Raw genomic sequence first — 16018 nt, forward strand, 5'->3', positions numbered from 1 at the left:
CGTGCGTCGTCGGCGCCGCGTGCACCTGACAACCGGGGGCTCCCGGGTGGAGCGGACGGCTGCCCGCCGGCTCGTCCCTCTCCGGGGAACGAGGCTCCCACCTGAGGGCAACACCATCTCCTCTTCCAGAGCGCCTTCACCGCCTGGAGAGCACATGCCCCTGCATGGAAAAGACGAAGTCCGGGACCGCCTCAACGATGACGTCTACGCCTCGCCGGATTTGTCCGTGCCGATGCCGAAGTACCGCATCCCCGAGGACGAGCACAGCCCGGACCATGCCTACGCCGTGGTGCACGACGAGCTGCTGCTGGACGGCAACTCGCGGCAGAACCTGGCCACCTTCTGTCAGACCTGGTCCGAGCCCCAGGTGCACAAGCTGATGGACGAGTGCCTCGACAAGAACATGATCGACAAGGACGAGTATCCGCAGACCGCCGAAATCGAGACGCGCTGCGTGAACATGCTCGCCGACCTCTGGCACGCGCCCCACGCGTCCAGCGCCATGGGCTGCTCCACCACGGGCTCCAGCGAGGCGGCCATGCTGGGGGGCCTGGCGCTCAAGTGGCGCTGGCGCAAGCGGCGCGAGGCCGAGGGCAAGCCCACCGACAAGCCGAACCTCATCTGCGGCCCGGTGCAGATCTGCTGGCACAAGTTCGCGCGCTACTTCGACGTGGAGCTGCGCCAGGTGCCGCTCGCGCCCGGGCGCATGGTGATGACGCCCGAGGAGGTGCTCAAGCACTGCGACGAGAACACCATCGGCGTCGTGCCCACGCTGGGCATCACCTTCAACCTGCTCTACGAGCCGGTGGCGGACATCGCCGCGGCGCTGGACGAGCTGGAGGTGCGCACGGGGCTGGACATCCCCATCCACGTGGACGCGGCCAGCGGCGGCTTCCTGGCGCCCTTCATCCACCCGGACGTCGTCTGGGACTTCAAGCTGCCGCGCGTGAAGTCCATCAACGCCTCCGGCCACAAGTTCGGCCTCACGCCGCTGGGCTGCGGCTGGGTGGTGTGGCGCGACAAGGAGGACCTGCCCGAGGAGCTCATCTTCCGCGTGGACTACCTGGGCGGCGACATGCCGACCTTCGCGCTGAACTTCTCGCGGCCGGGCGGCCAGATTGTCATCCAGTACTACAACTTCCTGCGGCTCGGGCGGGAGGGCTACCGGCGGTTGCAGCAGGCGTGCTCGGACACCGCGAACTACATCGCGAAGGCCATCGAGCAGATCGGCCTGTTCGACATCGTCTACGACGGCCGGGGCGGTGTGCCGGGCGTGTGCTGGAAGCTGAAGGAGGGGACGGACCCGGGTTTCACCCTCTACGACCTGGCGGACCGCCTGCGTGAGCGGGGCTGGTTGGTGCCCGCCTATCCCATGCCCGCGAACATCCAGGACCTGGTGGTGCAGCGCGTGCTGGTGCGCCACGGCGTGAGCCGGGACCTGGCGACGCTGCTGGTGACGGACCTGCTCGCGTGCATCGAGCACTTCCGCCGGCATCCGGTCAGCGCGCCGATGACGCGGGAAGAGGCCTCCGGCTACCACCACTGAGGTGGCGCTGTCGGGGAGGATGCGGGAGCGCGTCGGGTGCGGACGCGCTCCCGTTTCTTCCGCGTCAGCGCTCGTCGTGGCGCTGGAGGAAGTCCACCAGGCTGTCCACGTAGCGCGAGTCGATGAGCGTCGTCAGGTGCGTGCGGCCGGGGATGATGACGTTCTCGAACCCCGCGAGCTCGCGCTCCAGGCGCACCGTCTTGGAGTAGGGCGCGTCGAACTCGCCGTTCACCGCCTGCACGGGCACGCGCAGGGAGGGCAGGTCGATGGAGGGCGGCCACCAGGCGGTCCACGCCTCGGTGATGGCGGCGACGAAGCGCGGGTCCGGCGGCGGCTCTCCGGCGATTGCGTCGAGGATGCGCTGCTCGTCGGGGTCCGTGCCCTTCGGGTCCCGGGCCTCGGCTTCCGCGCGGATGACCGGGTCCAACTCCTCCACGCCCGCTCCGCCCAGGCTCGCGCTGATGACCCGCTCGGGTGCGCGGGTCATCAACACGCGCGTCATCGCCGCGCCCATAGAGTAGCCCACGAGGTGGGCCCGCTCGATTCCAAGGGTGTCCATCAGCTCGAGGACATCCCGCACCATGGGCTCGCCGTAGGCGGAGGCCGTGTAGGGGACGTCGCTCTGCCCATGGCCTCGCTGGTCCAGGAGGATGAGGCGGTGGCCCTGCTTCGCCAGCGCTCCGGCGATGCCCGGCGCCACCCAGGACGGATGCGCGCTGCCCAGCAGCCCGTGGAGCATGACCACGGGCGAGCCGCGCCCCTCGACCTCCAGGTAGTGCAGCTTCAGCCCGTCCCGGTTGGTGAACCAGCGGTCCTTCGGCTCCGACGCGGGCTCGGGGTCTTCCGAGCAGCCCACCAGCGCGAGGAGGGCGAGGGGCAACAGGGCCACGTACGACTTCAGCATGCGGTGTGTCTCCCGGAGAAATGCCGTGGTCTCCGGGAAACACCGCGTACTTGCGAAACTGTTACTGCTGTCTCACCGAAACGCGATGGGCTCGAACTGCTTCCCATCGCGCGAGGAGGTCAGGTGGTGGGGGAACACCGTCCACAGCCTGTCCCCGGCGACCACGAGCCGGGCGACGCCGGGGGCGGGGGAGGGGAGCTTCACGGCGACGGCCCGGTCCTTCTCCAGCCGGAGCACCTGCTGCCCGACGCTGACGAACAGGCGGTTCTTGAAGAAGGCGATGGAGTGGATGCCATCCTTGGGCAACGCGAGCTTCCGGGCCTTGCCCTTTGGGGGCAGGTACCAGGCGTGCTCGTCGGTGTGCAGGTAGACGCCCTGCTCGGGGGCGGCGCACAGCGCTCGGACGGGAGCACGGGTGGGCTGGAGCTGGGCCAGCGCGCCGTCCTCGAGTACGAACACGCCGTCGTCGCCGAAGGCGTAGAGCGTGCCCTCGTGGGAGAAGAGGCGGTGGAGGCCGGACTGCTCGTCGCCGAGCAGCTCCAGACTCAGGTTCTTGCCCTCGGGCACCAGCCGTCCCAGGCCGTTCTCCTTGCAGAGGCCGTAGAGGACGCCGTCGTGGACCACGGCGTCCACGAGGTTGAGGCCTCCGGGGCCGCTGACCTCCTTCACCTTCCAGCCCTTGCCGCCGCCGTCGAACGCGAGCGCGGAGACACCGAAGGCGGAGAGGCCCCAGGGGGCGCCGAGGTCCCGCAGGACGGGCGCCACGTAGCCGTAGGGCAGGGCCTTGGGAAGCTTCGTGCGGGTCCAGGTCTTGCCGTCGTGGATGAGCAGGCGGTTGAAGTCGACGTCGTAGGAGAGCCCGTTCGCCTCGAGCTCGTCCTCGTCGATGTCCATGTGGATCTGCTCCAGCCACACCCGGTCATCCCACGGCTGGTTCCACTTGATGCTCTTGTCGAAGTCCCACAGGTCGTCGCCCGCGGTGTAGCCGTGGTCGGAATCCGGGTGGGGCGTGCCCGCGAGCACCCTCACCGTTCCGTCCGAGGTGACGTGCACGTCCGCGAACACCTGGGCCGTCGTGTACACGTCCGGCGTGGCCTGCTGGGTGGCCGAGACCTCCTTCTTGTTCGCGGGCTTCTTCGCGGAGGATTTTTTCGCGGCCGAGACCTCCTTCGCGTTCGAGGACTCCTTCGCAGTGGAGGGCTTCTTCGCGGACTTGGACTTCTTCGCGGTGGGCGCCTTGCCCTTGGCGTCGGGCTTCGCGCCCGACAGCGCTTCCAGCTCGCGCACCAGCGCCTTGTCACCCAGCTTCTTCGCGCGCTCCAGGAGCGACTTGCCGCCGACCTTGAAGTCCAGATTGGCGCCGAGCGCGCGGAGCGCGAGCAGTCGACCCACGCGGCAGGGTGTGGTGACGGGGCCCTTCAGCTCGGCGGACACATCCCAGTCGCCGACATGAAGCATCCCCTGCACGAGGTCCTTCGCGCGCTGGCCCTTGGCCACCCGCGGCTTGCGAGCGCGGAGCCACTCGAGGAAGCCCTCGTCCGCGAACGCGCCCTCCAGTCCCCGGAACGCGGAAGCATGGTCATCCGGATGGAACGGCGAGGGGCGGGGATTCTCGGCCACCCAGTCCAGCAGCGCCTGATAGGCGTCCGGCTTGCCCTTGCGCGCGCGGTGGATGGCCTTCCACGCCATCACGCCCCGCTCACCCCGGCGCCTCGCGGGGAGCTTCGCGTCCAGGGACTTGCTCTCGGCCAACAGGTCCTCGGCCTGCTTCAGCCGCGCCGGCGTGGGGTCCGTGCGGAGGATGTTCTCCGCGTGCTGCGCCAGCGCGAGCGCCCGAGCACGGTGCGCCACCGTGTCGCCGCCATCCGCCTTCACCTTCTTCGTCAGCTCCAGGATGCGTCCGCGCACCGCGCGCTGCGGCTCCTGGAAACGGCGCTGCCACTCCCCAGGCGAATGGTCCCGGTCGCGCTCATGGGCCTGGTTCAGCGAGTGCAGGGCCTCCAGGTGGTCCGGCTGCGCGGTGAGGACCTCCTGGAGCAGTGCCTTCGCCGTGCCGAAGCTCCGCGGGTACTGGTCGAGCAACTTGTCGGCGCGAGCGAAGAGCGAGTCGACGTCGGAGGCACGGAGCTTGGGCATGGGGGCGTGCATAGCACTCTCCCCATCATGTCCGTGCTCCTCAGTGCGGCGCGGCGGCGCTGTCACTGGGGACGGGCGCGTTCGTGTTCCGGCTCACGCGGGGGAAGAACAGCCCCGACACGAAGGCCGCCACCGAGAAGGCGCAGATGAGCCAGAAGTTGATGTTCAACCCCGCGGTGAGCGCCCCGCTCAGCGACTTGAGCATCGCCTCCGGGATGGCCGCGTGCCCCCGCTCGGGCCCCAGCAGCGCGTTGGCGGCCGACAGCGGCACCGACGGGTCCTTCATCAACTGCGACACCATCACCCCGCCCATCAACCCCACGCCCAGCACGCCGCCGATGGTGCGGAAGAACATGTTGCTCGCCGTGGCCACGCCCCGCAGCTCCCAGCCCACGCTGGTCTGCACCGCGATGAGCAGCGCGGTGGACGCGAAGCCCAGCCCCACCCCGAACAGCGCCATGGCCACCTGGAGCGCGATGAGCGACGCGCCCTGGACGAGCAGCAGCGTCATCAGCACCGTGCCCACCATCGTCAGCCCCAGCCCGCCGACGATGAGCGGCCGGAAGCCCGTGCGCAGAAGCAGCTTGCCCGCGAACACCGAGGCCAGCGGCCAGCCGACAATCATCGGAGTAATCATCCCGCCCGCCACCGTGGGCGAGCTGCCCAGCACCGCCTGCACGTACAGCGGCACGTACGTGGTGGCCCCGAACATCGCCGCGGAGAACAGCGCCCCGGCCACCGAGGAGATGGCGATGGCGGGCGACTGGAAGATGCTCATCGGGATGACCGGCGCGGGCGCACGGTGCTCCACCGCGACGAACGCCCACAACAGCCCCAGCGCCACCGGCAGCGCCCACAGGTTCATCCCCAGGCCCTGCACCCCGACGAGCAGCGCCACCACGCCCGCGCACAAGAGCGCCGCGCCCGCGTAGTCCAACTGCTGCGGCTTTCGCTCCACCTGCTCGTGGAAGAACGCCACCACCAGCGCGAACGTCAGCACGCCCACCGGCACGTTGATGAAGAAGATCCAATGCCAGCTCAGGTACTTCACGATGAGCCCGCCCGTGACAGGCCCCACCAGCCCCGCCACGCCCCACACCGCGCTGAACGCGCCCTGCACCCGCGCGCGCTCCTGCATCGTGTACAAATCCCCGATGATGGTCAGCGCCACCGGCTGGATGGCGCCCGCCCCCAGGCCCTGCAACGTCCGGAAGGCGATGAGCAGCCCCATCGACGTCGCCAGCCCGCTGGCGATGGAGCCCACCAGGAACAGGCCGATTCCGAACAGCAGCACCGGCTTGCGACCGTACAGGTCCGCCAGCTTCCCGTAGATGGGGACGGTGATGGTGGACGCCAGCATGTACGCGGTGAAGACCCACGCGTAGCGCTGGATGCCACCCAGCTCGCCCACCACCGTGGGCATCGCGGTGGAGACGACGGTGACCTCCAGCGCCGCCATGAAGAGGCTCGTCGCGAGCGCCAGGGTCGTCAGGGGACGGTGAGTCTTTCGCATGATGTCGGGCGGGGTGGGGTCGCCCACTTCTAATGGCCACCTCCCACAGACGCCAGCGTCAATCTTTTCGGGTACTTGGGAAATCGTGGAAAAGCCCGGGGAGCGTGTCGATCCGAGCCTTGCTCGTTCGTCGCGAAAAAAGAGTGGCGAGTGGCGCGCTCGGTCCACGGCCCGGGGGGGCCTTCAGGAGAGGTCGGACCGAGCGCGCGCCACTCCTTCGAGGAGCTTTATGAAGAAGACACCCGGAGTCCTGTTGGCGGTCATCGTCCTGGGCTTGTTCGTGGCCATCAGTCGCAGGCCGGACACCTTCCGCGTCGAGCGCACGGCCCACATCCAGGCTCCCGCCGAGCTCGTCTTCACGCTGGTCAACGACTTCCGCTCCTGGGAGCAGTGGTCGCCGTGGTGGAAGCTGGAGCCCACGCAGCAGGTCTCCCTGACGGGCGCTGCCTGGGGCGTGGGGGCCGTCTACGAGTGGCGGGGCCAGCGCACCGGCTCCGGGCGGATGGAAATCGTGGAGAGCCGCCCGCACGAATACGTCCGCATCCGGGTCGACTTCCTGGAGCCCATGCGCGCCACCAACACCACCGAGTACACGCTGACGCCCGCGCCGGGCGGGGTGGCGCTCACCTGGGTGATGGCCGGTGAGAACACCTTTGCGGGCAAGGCGCTCCAGCTCTTCTCCAGCATGGACGAGGTGATGGGGCGCGACTTCGAGCGGGGCCTGGCCGACATCAAGCTCGTGGCCGAGTCCCTCCGGGGCGCCGCGAGGCCCTCCGTGGGCGACGCGGGCTTCCGCGGCGACAGCGACTCGCGGGACGCCGCGCTCGACGTCGTCGTCACCCGGCAGCATCAGAACCACGAATAACGTGTATTTGTTATCAGGCGGAGACGGCTCCGAGGACGGCCGCGGCGCCGTGACACATGGGACACGCAACCTTGGGGGCTCCTGGCCGATACTGAATCTGGATTTCTCCAGACAACGGCCGAGACATGTCACCCCGGATTCCCCCACCGAGCCGTCCCGCTGCCTCCTCCACGTCCTCGCAGGCCCGCTCCTCGGAGTCCGAGGCACAGCCGCCCCAGGCCGCGTCCCGCCCTGGTGGCGCGGGTGCGCGCGGACCTGGGGTGAAGGACTTCTTCGACGACGCCCGCCAGAAGCGCAACGCGGAGGCGAAGCGCGCGCCCACCCAGGCCTCGCAGGTGGACCACGGGCCGGTGGCCCGGGCCTTCTCGCGCAAGGACGGCAGCCTGCTGGCGACGCCGCTGGTGCCCAGCGCGGCGACGGTGCCCACCCAGGCCTCCAGCCGCCCGGGCATGGGCGCCATCCCCTACGACGGCGGCACGACGTTCCGCGTGTGGGCGCCCAACGCGCAGCGGGTGCAGGTGGCCGGCGACTTCAGCAACTGGCAGTCGGTGGAGCTGCAGCGCGAGCCCAGCGGCAACTTCTCGCTCGACGTGCCCGGCGCGAAGGCGGGCGACCAGTACCAGTACGTGGTGCAGGGCAAGTACGGCGACTGGCGCTGGAAGGGAGACCCGCGCGCCAACGACGTGACGAACTCCACGGGCAACTCCGTCGTCGTGGACCACAAGGCCTACGAGTGGAAGCACGACTGGGAGTTCAAGATGCCGCCCTGGAACGAGGCGGTCATCTACGAGATGCACGTGGGCACGTTCAACGACGAGCCCGGCTGGGGCCCCGGCAACTGGCAGAGCGCCATCGACAAGCTGGACCACCTGAAGGAGCTGGGCATCAACGTGGTGGAGCTGATGCCCTCGGCCGAGTTCGCCGCGGACTTCTCCTGGGGCTACAACCCGGCCTTCCCCAACGCGCCGGAGAGTGCGTACGGCACGCCGGATGACCTGAAGCGCTTCGTCGACGAGGCGCACAAGCGCGGCATCGGCGTGGTGATGGACGTCGTCTACAACCACCTGGGGCCCAGTGATTTGCCCCACTGGGACTTCGACGGCGAGACGTACGGCAAGGGCGGCAGCTACTTCTACACGGACTGGCGCGCCAAGACGCCCTGGGGCGACACGCGCCCGGACTACGGCCGCCACGAGGTGCGCGACTACCTGCGCGACAACGCGATGATGTGGCTGCGCGACTACCACATGGACGGGTTGCGCCTGGACGCCACCAAGGAGATCCGCCAGGCCAGCGGCGCGAACAACCCCGAGGGCTGGCAGCTGCTGCGCGACATCAACGAGGCGGTCAACCGCGAGTTCCCGCAGAAGATCATCATCGCGGAGGACCTGGGCAACGAGGCGGGCCTCACGCACCCGGACGGCGCCAACTTCGACACGCAGTGGGATTCCAACTTCGTGCACCCCATCCGCGCGGCGCTGACGGCCCCGTCCGATGCGGCCCGGGACATGAACGCCGTCGCCGACGCCATCCGCTTCAAGTACAACGGCAGCGCCAACCAGCGCGTCATCTACACGGAGAGCCACGACGAGGTGGCCAACGGCAAGCAGCGGCTGCCCAGCGAGGTGGGCGGCTGGGACGCGGGCGGCTACCACGCCAAGAAGAGCTCCATCCTCGGCGCCGCGCTCACCATGACGAGCCCCGGCATCCCGATGCTCTTCCAGGGCCAGGAGTTCCTCGAGGACGGCCACTTCCAGGACGGAGATCCGCTCGACTGGAAGAAGAAGGAGACGTACGCCGGCATCAACCAGGCGTACACGGACCTCATCAAGCTGCGCCGCAACTGGAACGACAACACGGCGGGGCTGCGCGGTGAGCACGTCAACGTCCACCACGTGAACAACCACGACAAGGTCGTGGCCTTCCACCGCTGGGACAAGGGCGGCGCGGGCGACGACACCATCGTCATCGTCAACTTCGGCGGCAAGCACCTGTCCGACTACGAGCTGGGCCTGCCCTCCGACGGCACGTGGAAGGTGCGCTACAACAGCGACTGGAAGGGCTACTCCGACAACTTCGGCAACGCGCAGAGCTTCGACGTGGGCGGCCGCTGGACTGGCAAGGACGGCCTGCCCGCTAGCGGCAGCCTCAACAACCTGGGGCCCTACAGCGTCGTCATCCTGTCGAAGGACAAGTAGCCCCCGCCCCGCTTCGGACGCGGTGGGGACTGACCCGGGCCCCTGTCGCTTGAAGGACAGGGGCTCGCCCCCCGTGGACAATGTCGTGTGCGGCGGCCATCCGGCACAACGGCCGGCATGGCCAGAAACACGATGGTGGTGGTGGCGCGCCCGGAGTGGGTTGCGGGCGGCAGTCCCTGGTGGTCGACCTTCAAGGTGACGCTGCTCAACCTGTCGGACGAGGCGGTGGTCAACCCCGCCATCGGCTTCCGGGTGGCGCCCGACCAGGTGGTGCAGAACAACTACGGCCTCGTGTGGCGGCGTCACGGCGACACGCTGACGGGCACGCTGGTGGCCGAGCGCCAGACCATTGCTCCGCGCGCGTCCCAGGAGTTCCGCCTGTCCATCCGGACGGAAGGGGTGCACCGTGGCGCGCTCCCCTCCTGCTTCACCGTGGACGGCGAGCCCGCGGACCCGCCGCGGGATGTCGAGCCGCCCTCGTCTCCCCGGCGCGTGCGCGCGACGCTCGTGGGCTCGCGGCTGCTCACGCTGGGCTGGGACGCGTCCACCGACAACGTGGCCGTCGCGGGCTACCAGGTGACGTACTCGAGCGTGGACCGGGAGGAGTCTCGGACGCTCACCTGCACGCGGCCTTCCATCACCCTCACCGGCCTGACGCCTCGCACCGAGTACCTGGTGTCGGTGGCGGCGTATGACTTGTCCGACAACCTGTCGAAGCTCACGCCTCCGGTGATGGTGCGCACGGCGGCGCTGTCGCCGGACGCGGGAGACTGGGACGTGCCCCGCGCGCCCTTCCTGGACCTGGTGTCCGCGCCCCGGCCCGTCGTGTCGGAGCTGGCGCGGGCGTGCGGGCTGGATGGCGTCATGCTCGGCGGGCTGGGCGTGCGCGCGGGCGGCGCGCGGAAGGTGACGTGGGGCGGACACCTGCGGCTGGTGGACGCGGTGGACGGGCGCTCCCACGAGGCGGAGGCCTCCGTCTCCGACTACGGCAAGGAGGACTTGGAGGCGTTCCGACGAAGCGGGGGCAGGGTGGTGCTGTCCTTCGGCGGCGGCGCCGGGCTGATGCCACTGGAGGTCGAGGAGACGGATGTGGCCCGCCTCGTCGCCACCTACGCGGCCATCCTCCGCAACTACCAGGTCCGTCACCTCGACTTCGCCTTCGACAGCGCGTTCCTCCACGATGACGCGGGCCTGGAGCGCCACGTCGCGGCCATGTCGCAGCTCCTGCTGGTGTGTCCGTCGCTGAAGCTGTCGTACTCGCTGCCGGCGGATGGCGCGCCGGGGGCGCTCGCGGGCTTCAACGACGCCGGAGTGCGCCTGCTCCAGCGGCTGTCCTTGGCGGGAATCGAGCCGTCGCTCGTCAACGGCCTCCTGCTGGAGCTCGGACCGATGGCGCCCGTGGACACCTTCGAGTGCTGTGCCCAGGCGCTCCACGGCATGCACGCGCACCTGTCCGCCGCCTTCCCGCGCTGGGACACGGACAAGGTCTGGCGACGCCTGGGCGCCAGCCCCCTGTTCGGCGGACACCCCAACGGCCGCGACTTCACCCTGGAGCATCAGCGCAGGCTGGTGGCGCTCGCCCACACGCTGCGCCTGGGCTGCCTCTCCGGCCGCGCGGGTGCCCGGGACACGGGCCTGTCCTTCTCACGGTGCATCGCCACCTACCTGCCGGGCGCGACCGCCACACCCGCGCTCACCTCGTGAGCCCCTCCCCGAAGTACGACGCGCGTCGTTGACAACATACGATTCGAGTCGTACTTTGGGGACATGACGACAGAAGCCATTCCCACGGAAGTGGAGCTCGCCATCCTGGGCGTGCTCTGGAAGCGCGGGCCCTGCACCGTGCGGGACGTGCACGAGGCGCTGGGGCGCGAGGACGGCAAGAGCGCCGGCTACACCACCACGCTCAAGCAGCTGCAGGTGATGGCGGCCAAGGGGCTGGTGAGCCGTGACGAGCGCTCGCGCAGCCACGTGTACGCGGCGAGCATCGGTGAGGCGCGCACCAAGCGCCAGCTGGTGAAGGACCTGTTGGAGCGCGTCTTCGGTGGCGCGTCGGGTGAGCTCGCGGTGCAGGCGCTGTCGCTCAAGCCCGCGTCGAAGGAGGAGCTCGAGGACCTGCGCCAGCTGTTGGACGAGGGCAAGGGGGGCAAGCGATGAGCCCGACCTGGCTGATGGAGGAGGGGGCCCGGGTGCTCACGGTGTGGCTGGCCCAGGGCGTGTGGCAGGCGAGCCTCGTCGCGCTGCTCGCGGCGGCGGCGCTGTGGCTCCTGCGCGGCCGCTCGGCGCGGCTCCGGTACGCGGTGGGGTGTCTGGCGCTGGCGGCGCTGGTGCTCGCGCCGGTGGGCTCGCTATTGCTGTCGTCCCCGGAGGCCGCGCGGGGGGAGCCGGCCTCGCGCGCCGTCGAGGTGGCCCCGTCCGGGCTCGAGGGGGCGCGGACGGAGGCTCCGCCCGCGGGTGAGCGCGTGTTCGTTCCCCAGGCGGCGGCATCCGGTGACGTCCTCGGACCGTGGCCCCTGGTGCTCGGCGGGCTCTGGGTCCTGGGCGCGTGCGTGGGGCTGGCGCGGCTGCTGGTGGGCGGCTGGCGCACGTCGCGGCGGCTGGTGCGGCCGGCGACGCCCGTGTCCTCGGCGCTGAGCCAGACGGTGTCGCGCGTCTCGGAGCGGCTGGGGCTGCGGCGCGCGGTGCGCACGCTCGAGTCCCCGCTCGCGCCGTCCCCGCTGGTGGTGGGCGTGGTGCGTCCGGTGCTGGTGCTGCCGCAGGGGGTGGGGGAGCGCCTGTCGTCCGCGCAGCTGGAGTCGGTGCTGGCGCATGAGCTGGCCCACGTGCGTCGTCACGACACCGCCGTCAACCTCCTGCAGTGCCTGGTGGAGACGCTGTTCTTCTTCCACCCGGCGGCGCGGTGGCTGTCCGCGCAGGTGCGGCTGGAGCGCGAGCACTGCTGTGACGACGTGGCGGTGGGCTTCTGCGGCAACGTGCGGCTGTACTCGGGCGCGCTGCTGGGGCTGGAGGAGCTGCGGCAGTCGGGGCCGGCGCTGGTGCTCGGCGCGGGCAGCCATCCGCTGGCGGCGCGGGTGCGTCGGCTGCTGGGGCGCGCGCCCGTGGAGCCGTCGCGCGGCGGGGGTTGGGCCCGGCGCGTGGGCAGCGCCCTGGGGGTGCTGGCCGTCTCCTGCGCGGCCTGGGCGTGGGAGGCTCCGGCGAGCCCGCCCCGTGACGGCAAGGGCATGCTCGCGGCGGGGATGTGCTCGCGCCCCGTGTACCCGAAGGACTTCACCGCCATCGCCACCCACGTGAATGGGGACCGCACGTTGCGCCACCGGCTCTTCGTCTCGCGCTGCGGTCGCATCCGCCTGGAGGACGCCACGGGCGCGTCCGTGTACACGCTCCTCTTCGACGTGGGCACCGGGGAGAGCGCGATGCTGAATGCCCGCGAGCACACCTATGAGACGCACTGGGACGAGAAGGAGCCGGGCCTCCCGCTGCACCTGCCCGGGGGCTGCTCGGCGCCAGGCCCGGGCTGCGAGCGTCAGGCAGAGGAGTCGGTGGCGGGACGTCGCGCCCGGCGCTGGCATCGCGTGCACTCGGCCCATGACACCGTGACGCGGTGGATGGACCTGGAGCTGGGCTATCCCATCCGCGAGGAGTCCGAGCTGTTCGGCACTCTGACGCTGTCGGACATCCGGCTGGTCGAGCACGGCGCCGCGCTCTTCACCCTCCCGAGCGACTACCGGGCGGAGCCAGCGCCGTAGCGGCGCCTCAGGGCGCGGGCTTCGCGGTGGGGCCCACCTTGGCGAGCAGCGCCTCGCGGGGAATCCTCAGCGTGAAGGTGGAGCCGCGCCCCAGCTCGCTCTCCACGTCGATGGTGCCCGCGTGCGCCTCGACGATCTGGTGGGTGATGAAGAGCCCCAGGCCCATGCCGCCGTAGTTGCGCTCGGACACCGCGCGCACGAAGCGCTCGAAGATGCGGCGCTGATGGGTGGGGGCGATGCCAATGCCCTCGTCCCGCACGGTGATGACGGCGTCCGTGTCCGCCACCCTCGCGCTCACGTGGACGGGCTTGCCCGCGCCGTACTTGATGGCGTTGGTGACCAGGTTCGTCACGGCCTGCTCCAGCCGCCGCCGGTCCCACGTGCCCTCGATGGGCCCGGCGACGTCCACGTCCAGCCGGCAGCCCGCGACGTGGGCCTGGGGCGCGTAGCGGACGGCGATGTCCCGCAGGAGCGCGGACAGGTCCATGCGCTCGGGCTCCACCGTGAGCCGGCCCACGTTGATGCGCGAGACATCCAGCAGGTCATCGATGAGGTCCGCCAGCTTGCGCACCTGGCCGCTCGCCGAGGCCAGCTCGCGCGACAGCCTGCCTTCCGCCAGGAGCGCCTGGGGATTCGTCTCCGCGATGCGCCGCATGGCGGTGAGCTTCAGCTGCAGCGGCGTCAGCGGCGTCTTCAGCTCATGCGAGGCCACGGAGAGGAACTCGTCGCGCGCCCGCAGGGCCTCGCGCAGCCGCTCCAGCTCCCGCGTCTCCTCGGCGTGCTTGCGCTGGGTGAAGTCCCGCGTCACCTTGCCGAAGCCCCGCAGCTCCCCGCTCTCGTCGAACAGGGCGGTGATGACCACGTTGGCCCAGAACCGGGTGCCGTCCTTGCGCACGCGCCAGCCCTCGTCCTCGAAGCGGCCCAGCCGGATGGCGGACTCCAGCTCCCAGGCGGGCTTGCCCCAGGCGATGTCCTCGGGGGGATAGAAGCGGCTGAAGTGCTGGCCCAGGATTTCGTCGGCCCGGTAGCCCTTGATGCGCTCGGCGCCCAGGTTCCAGCTCGCGATGTGGCCCTCCACGTCCAGCGTGAGGATGGCGTAGTCGGACACGCTCGCGATGAGCAGCCGGAGCTGGTCCTCCGTGTCCCGCCCGGCGCGGTCCCTCCGCGAGTAGGTGATGACCCCGTCGTTCGAGTTCAGAAGGTGGTCGTTGTCGCCCAAGGTGCCCTCTTCCAGCCGCCAAGAGAACACGTCAGTGTCGACACGCAAGCGTCCACCCCATCCTTTCGTCCGATAGACGAAGGCGTTCCCCTCCTGCCAGGGCGGTGGATGGACCGGAGGCCCCCTCGCCCGCCCTGGGCGAGCAGGCGAGGGAGCACCCCGAGCGAAGCAGCCCGCTCAGGCCGAGGCGTCCTCGCCGAAGGCGCGCTCGACCAGGGCCTTCAACGGCGCGTGGGCGGGCAGCGTCCCGAAGCAGGCGCCGTGGGCGCCGCCCAGCCGCGTCTCGCAGAAGGTGTCGGCGACCTGGCTGTTGCCGGCGCGCAAGAGCAGCGAGGCCTGGAGCGCCAGGGCCAGCCGCTCCACGACGAAGCGCGAGCGGCCCTCCAGCGTGGCCGTGTCGGCGAAGTCCTTGGAGATGCGGGCCAGCTCCGCGTCGAACGCGGGGTGGCCTCCCTGCGCCGCCATCAGCTCCTGGAACAGGGCCTCGCGGCTGGCCGGCTCACGGGTGGCCGCGCGCAGCACGTCCAGGCACTGGATGTTGCCGCTGCCCTCCCAGATGGAGTTGAGGGGCGCCTGGCGGTAGAGCCGGGGCAGGTTGGACTCCTCGACGTAGCCGGCGCCGCCCAGGCACTCCTGGGCCTCGTTGACGAAGATGGGCGCGCGCTTGCACACCCAGTACTTGCCCACCGCGGTGGCCATGCGGGCGAAGGCCGCCTCGCGCTCGTCGCGGGGCCCTGCGTCCACGGCCCGGGCCACGCGCGCCGTCAGCACCGTGTGCGCCTCCGACTCGAGCGCCAGGTCCGCCAGCACGTTGAGCATCAGCGGCTGGTCGACGAGCCTGCGGCCGAACGCCTTGCGGTGGCGCGTGTGGTGGATGGCCTGCACCAGCGCCTGGCGCATCAGGCTGCTGGAGCCAATCATGCAGTCCTGCCGGGTGAGGGCCACCATCTCCAGGATGGTCGCCACGCCGCGGCCCTCCTCGCCCACCATCCACGCCACCGCGCCCTGGAACTCCACCTCCGAGCTGGCGTTGCTCCAGTCGCCCAGCTTGTCCTTGAGCCGCTGGATGCGGATGGCGTTGCGCTCGCCGTCCGGCGTGAAGCGCGGCAGGAGGAAGCACGACAGTCCGCCCTCGGCCTGGGCGAGCACGAAGAAGGCGTCGCTCATGGGCGCGGAGAAGAAGAACTTGTGCCCCACCAGCGAGTACGGATTGCCGGGCCCCTTCTCGCCCAGGCGGTGGGCGCGCGTGGTGTTGCTGCGCACGTCGGAGCCGCCCTGCTTCTCCGTCATGCCCATGCCGATGGTGACGCCCGTCTTCTTCTCGGACGGGATGAAGCGCGGGTCGTACGACGGCGCGGTGACGAGCGGCAGCCACTTCTGGGAGAGGCCCGCGTGGTGGCGGAAGGTGGGCACACACGCGTACGTCATCGTCAGCGGACAGCTGGTGCCCTGGTCCGCCTGGTTGTGCAGATAGGACAGCGCCATGCGCGCCACGTGCGCCCCGGGCGTCTGCTCGTGACGCCAGGCGAAGTTGGGGATGCCGTGGGTGATGGCCGCCTCCATGATGCGGTGGTAGGCGGGATGGAACTCCACCTCGTCCAGCCGGTGGCCATAGCGGTCGAAGGGCTTGAACTTCGGCTTGTTCTCGTTGGCGAGGAAGCCCTGCTGCATCAATTCGCCGCCCACCAGCGGGCCGTACTTCGCGATGTCCGCCTCCGCCCAGCCGCCGCCCTCGCGGTGGATGGCCTCCCGCAGGGGCAGGTCGGTCTTCCAGGCGTCGTACACCAGGGGCGGCGCCTGATTGGTGACTTCATGGGTGGCGAAGGTGGGCGCGAGGGGGGCTGAAGAACTCATGGGGGAAGGATAGGCGAGCGCCCCAGGTCGGGCGAGC

Annotated in this window: 11 protein-coding genes; 6 read left to right on the forward strand and 5 right to left on the reverse strand. The window is 70.3% G+C overall.

What is annotated here, in order from left to right:
• Positions 1-154 precede the first annotated feature (154 nt).
• On the forward strand, positions 155-1546 hold the full coding sequence (locus K8625_RS29570) for a glutamate decarboxylase (protein WP_223747964.1): 1392 nt from the start codon (positions 155-157) through the stop codon (positions 1544-1546).
• Positions 1547-1610: 64 nt separating this feature from the next.
• Here the strand turns inward: K8625_RS29570 and K8625_RS29575 are convergent, their stop codons facing one another.
• The 3 genes from K8625_RS29575 to K8625_RS29585 all read right to left on the reverse strand — a co-directional run bounded on the left by K8625_RS29575 (position 1611) and on the right by K8625_RS29585 (position 6099).
• On the reverse strand, positions 1611-2450 hold the full coding sequence (locus K8625_RS29575) for an alpha/beta fold hydrolase (protein WP_223747965.1): 840 nt from the start codon (positions 2448-2450) through the stop codon (positions 1611-1613).
• Between the two features lie 72 nt (positions 2451-2522).
• Positions 2523-4586: a hypothetical protein gene (locus tag K8625_RS29580; protein WP_223784591.1), complete on the reverse strand. Its 2064-nt coding sequence runs from the start codon at positions 4584-4586 to the stop codon at positions 2523-2525.
• A 40-nt stretch (positions 4587-4626) separates the two neighbouring features.
• Positions 4627-6099: an MDR family MFS transporter gene (locus K8625_RS29585; RefSeq protein ID WP_223784592.1), complete on the reverse strand. Its 1473-nt coding sequence runs from the start codon at positions 6097-6099 to the stop codon at positions 4627-4629.
• Positions 6100-6328: 229 nt separating this feature from the next.
• Here K8625_RS29585 and K8625_RS29590 point away from each other — a divergent pair, with 229 nt between their 5' ends.
• The 5 genes from K8625_RS29590 to K8625_RS29610 all read left to right on the forward strand — a co-directional run bounded on the left by K8625_RS29590 (position 6329) and on the right by K8625_RS29610 (position 12908).
• Positions 6329-6964, forward strand: a complete 636-nt coding sequence (locus K8625_RS29590) for an SRPBCC family protein (RefSeq protein ID WP_223784593.1) — start codon at positions 6329-6331, stop codon at positions 6962-6964.
• Between the two features lie 125 nt (positions 6965-7089).
• On the forward strand, positions 7090-9162 hold the full coding sequence (locus tag K8625_RS29595; protein ID WP_223784594.1) for an alpha-amylase family glycosyl hydrolase: 2073 nt from the start codon (positions 7090-7092) through the stop codon (positions 9160-9162).
• A gap of 117 nt (positions 9163-9279) precedes the next feature.
• The gene (locus K8625_RS29600; protein ID WP_223784595.1) at positions 9280-10866 is read left to right on the forward strand and encodes a fibronectin type III domain-containing protein; all 1587 of its coding nucleotides are present in this window, start codon (positions 9280-9282) and stop codon (positions 10864-10866) included.
• Between the two features lie 63 nt (positions 10867-10929).
• The gene (locus K8625_RS29605) at positions 10930-11319 is read left to right on the forward strand and encodes a BlaI/MecI/CopY family transcriptional regulator (protein WP_223747971.1); all 390 of its coding nucleotides are present in this window, start codon (positions 10930-10932) and stop codon (positions 11317-11319) included.
• On the forward strand, positions 11316-12908 hold the full coding sequence (locus K8625_RS29610; protein WP_223784596.1) for a M56 family metallopeptidase: 1593 nt from the start codon (positions 11316-11318) through the stop codon (positions 12906-12908). Before K8625_RS29605 ends, K8625_RS29610 begins: the two co-directional genes overlap by 4 nt.
• A 7-nt stretch (positions 12909-12915) precedes the next feature.
• Here K8625_RS29610 and K8625_RS29615 read toward each other — a convergent pair whose 3' ends face one another.
• Complete coding sequence (locus K8625_RS29615; RefSeq protein ID WP_223747973.1) at positions 12916-14175, reverse strand: PAS domain-containing sensor histidine kinase; 1260 nt, start codon at positions 14173-14175, stop codon at positions 12916-12918.
• A gap of 129 nt (positions 14176-14304) precedes the next feature.
• Positions 14305-15981 (reverse strand): isovaleryl-CoA dehydrogenase, encoded by a 1677-nt coding sequence (locus K8625_RS29620; RefSeq protein ID WP_223747974.1) that lies wholly within the window; start codon positions 15979-15981, stop codon positions 14305-14307.
• Positions 15982-16018: the final 37 nt, after the last annotated feature.

The sequence above is a fragment of the Myxococcus sp. AS-1-15 genome (assembly GCF_020037055.1).
Classification (GTDB): domain Bacteria; phylum Myxococcota; class Myxococcia; order Myxococcales; family Myxococcaceae; genus Myxococcus; species Myxococcus fulvus.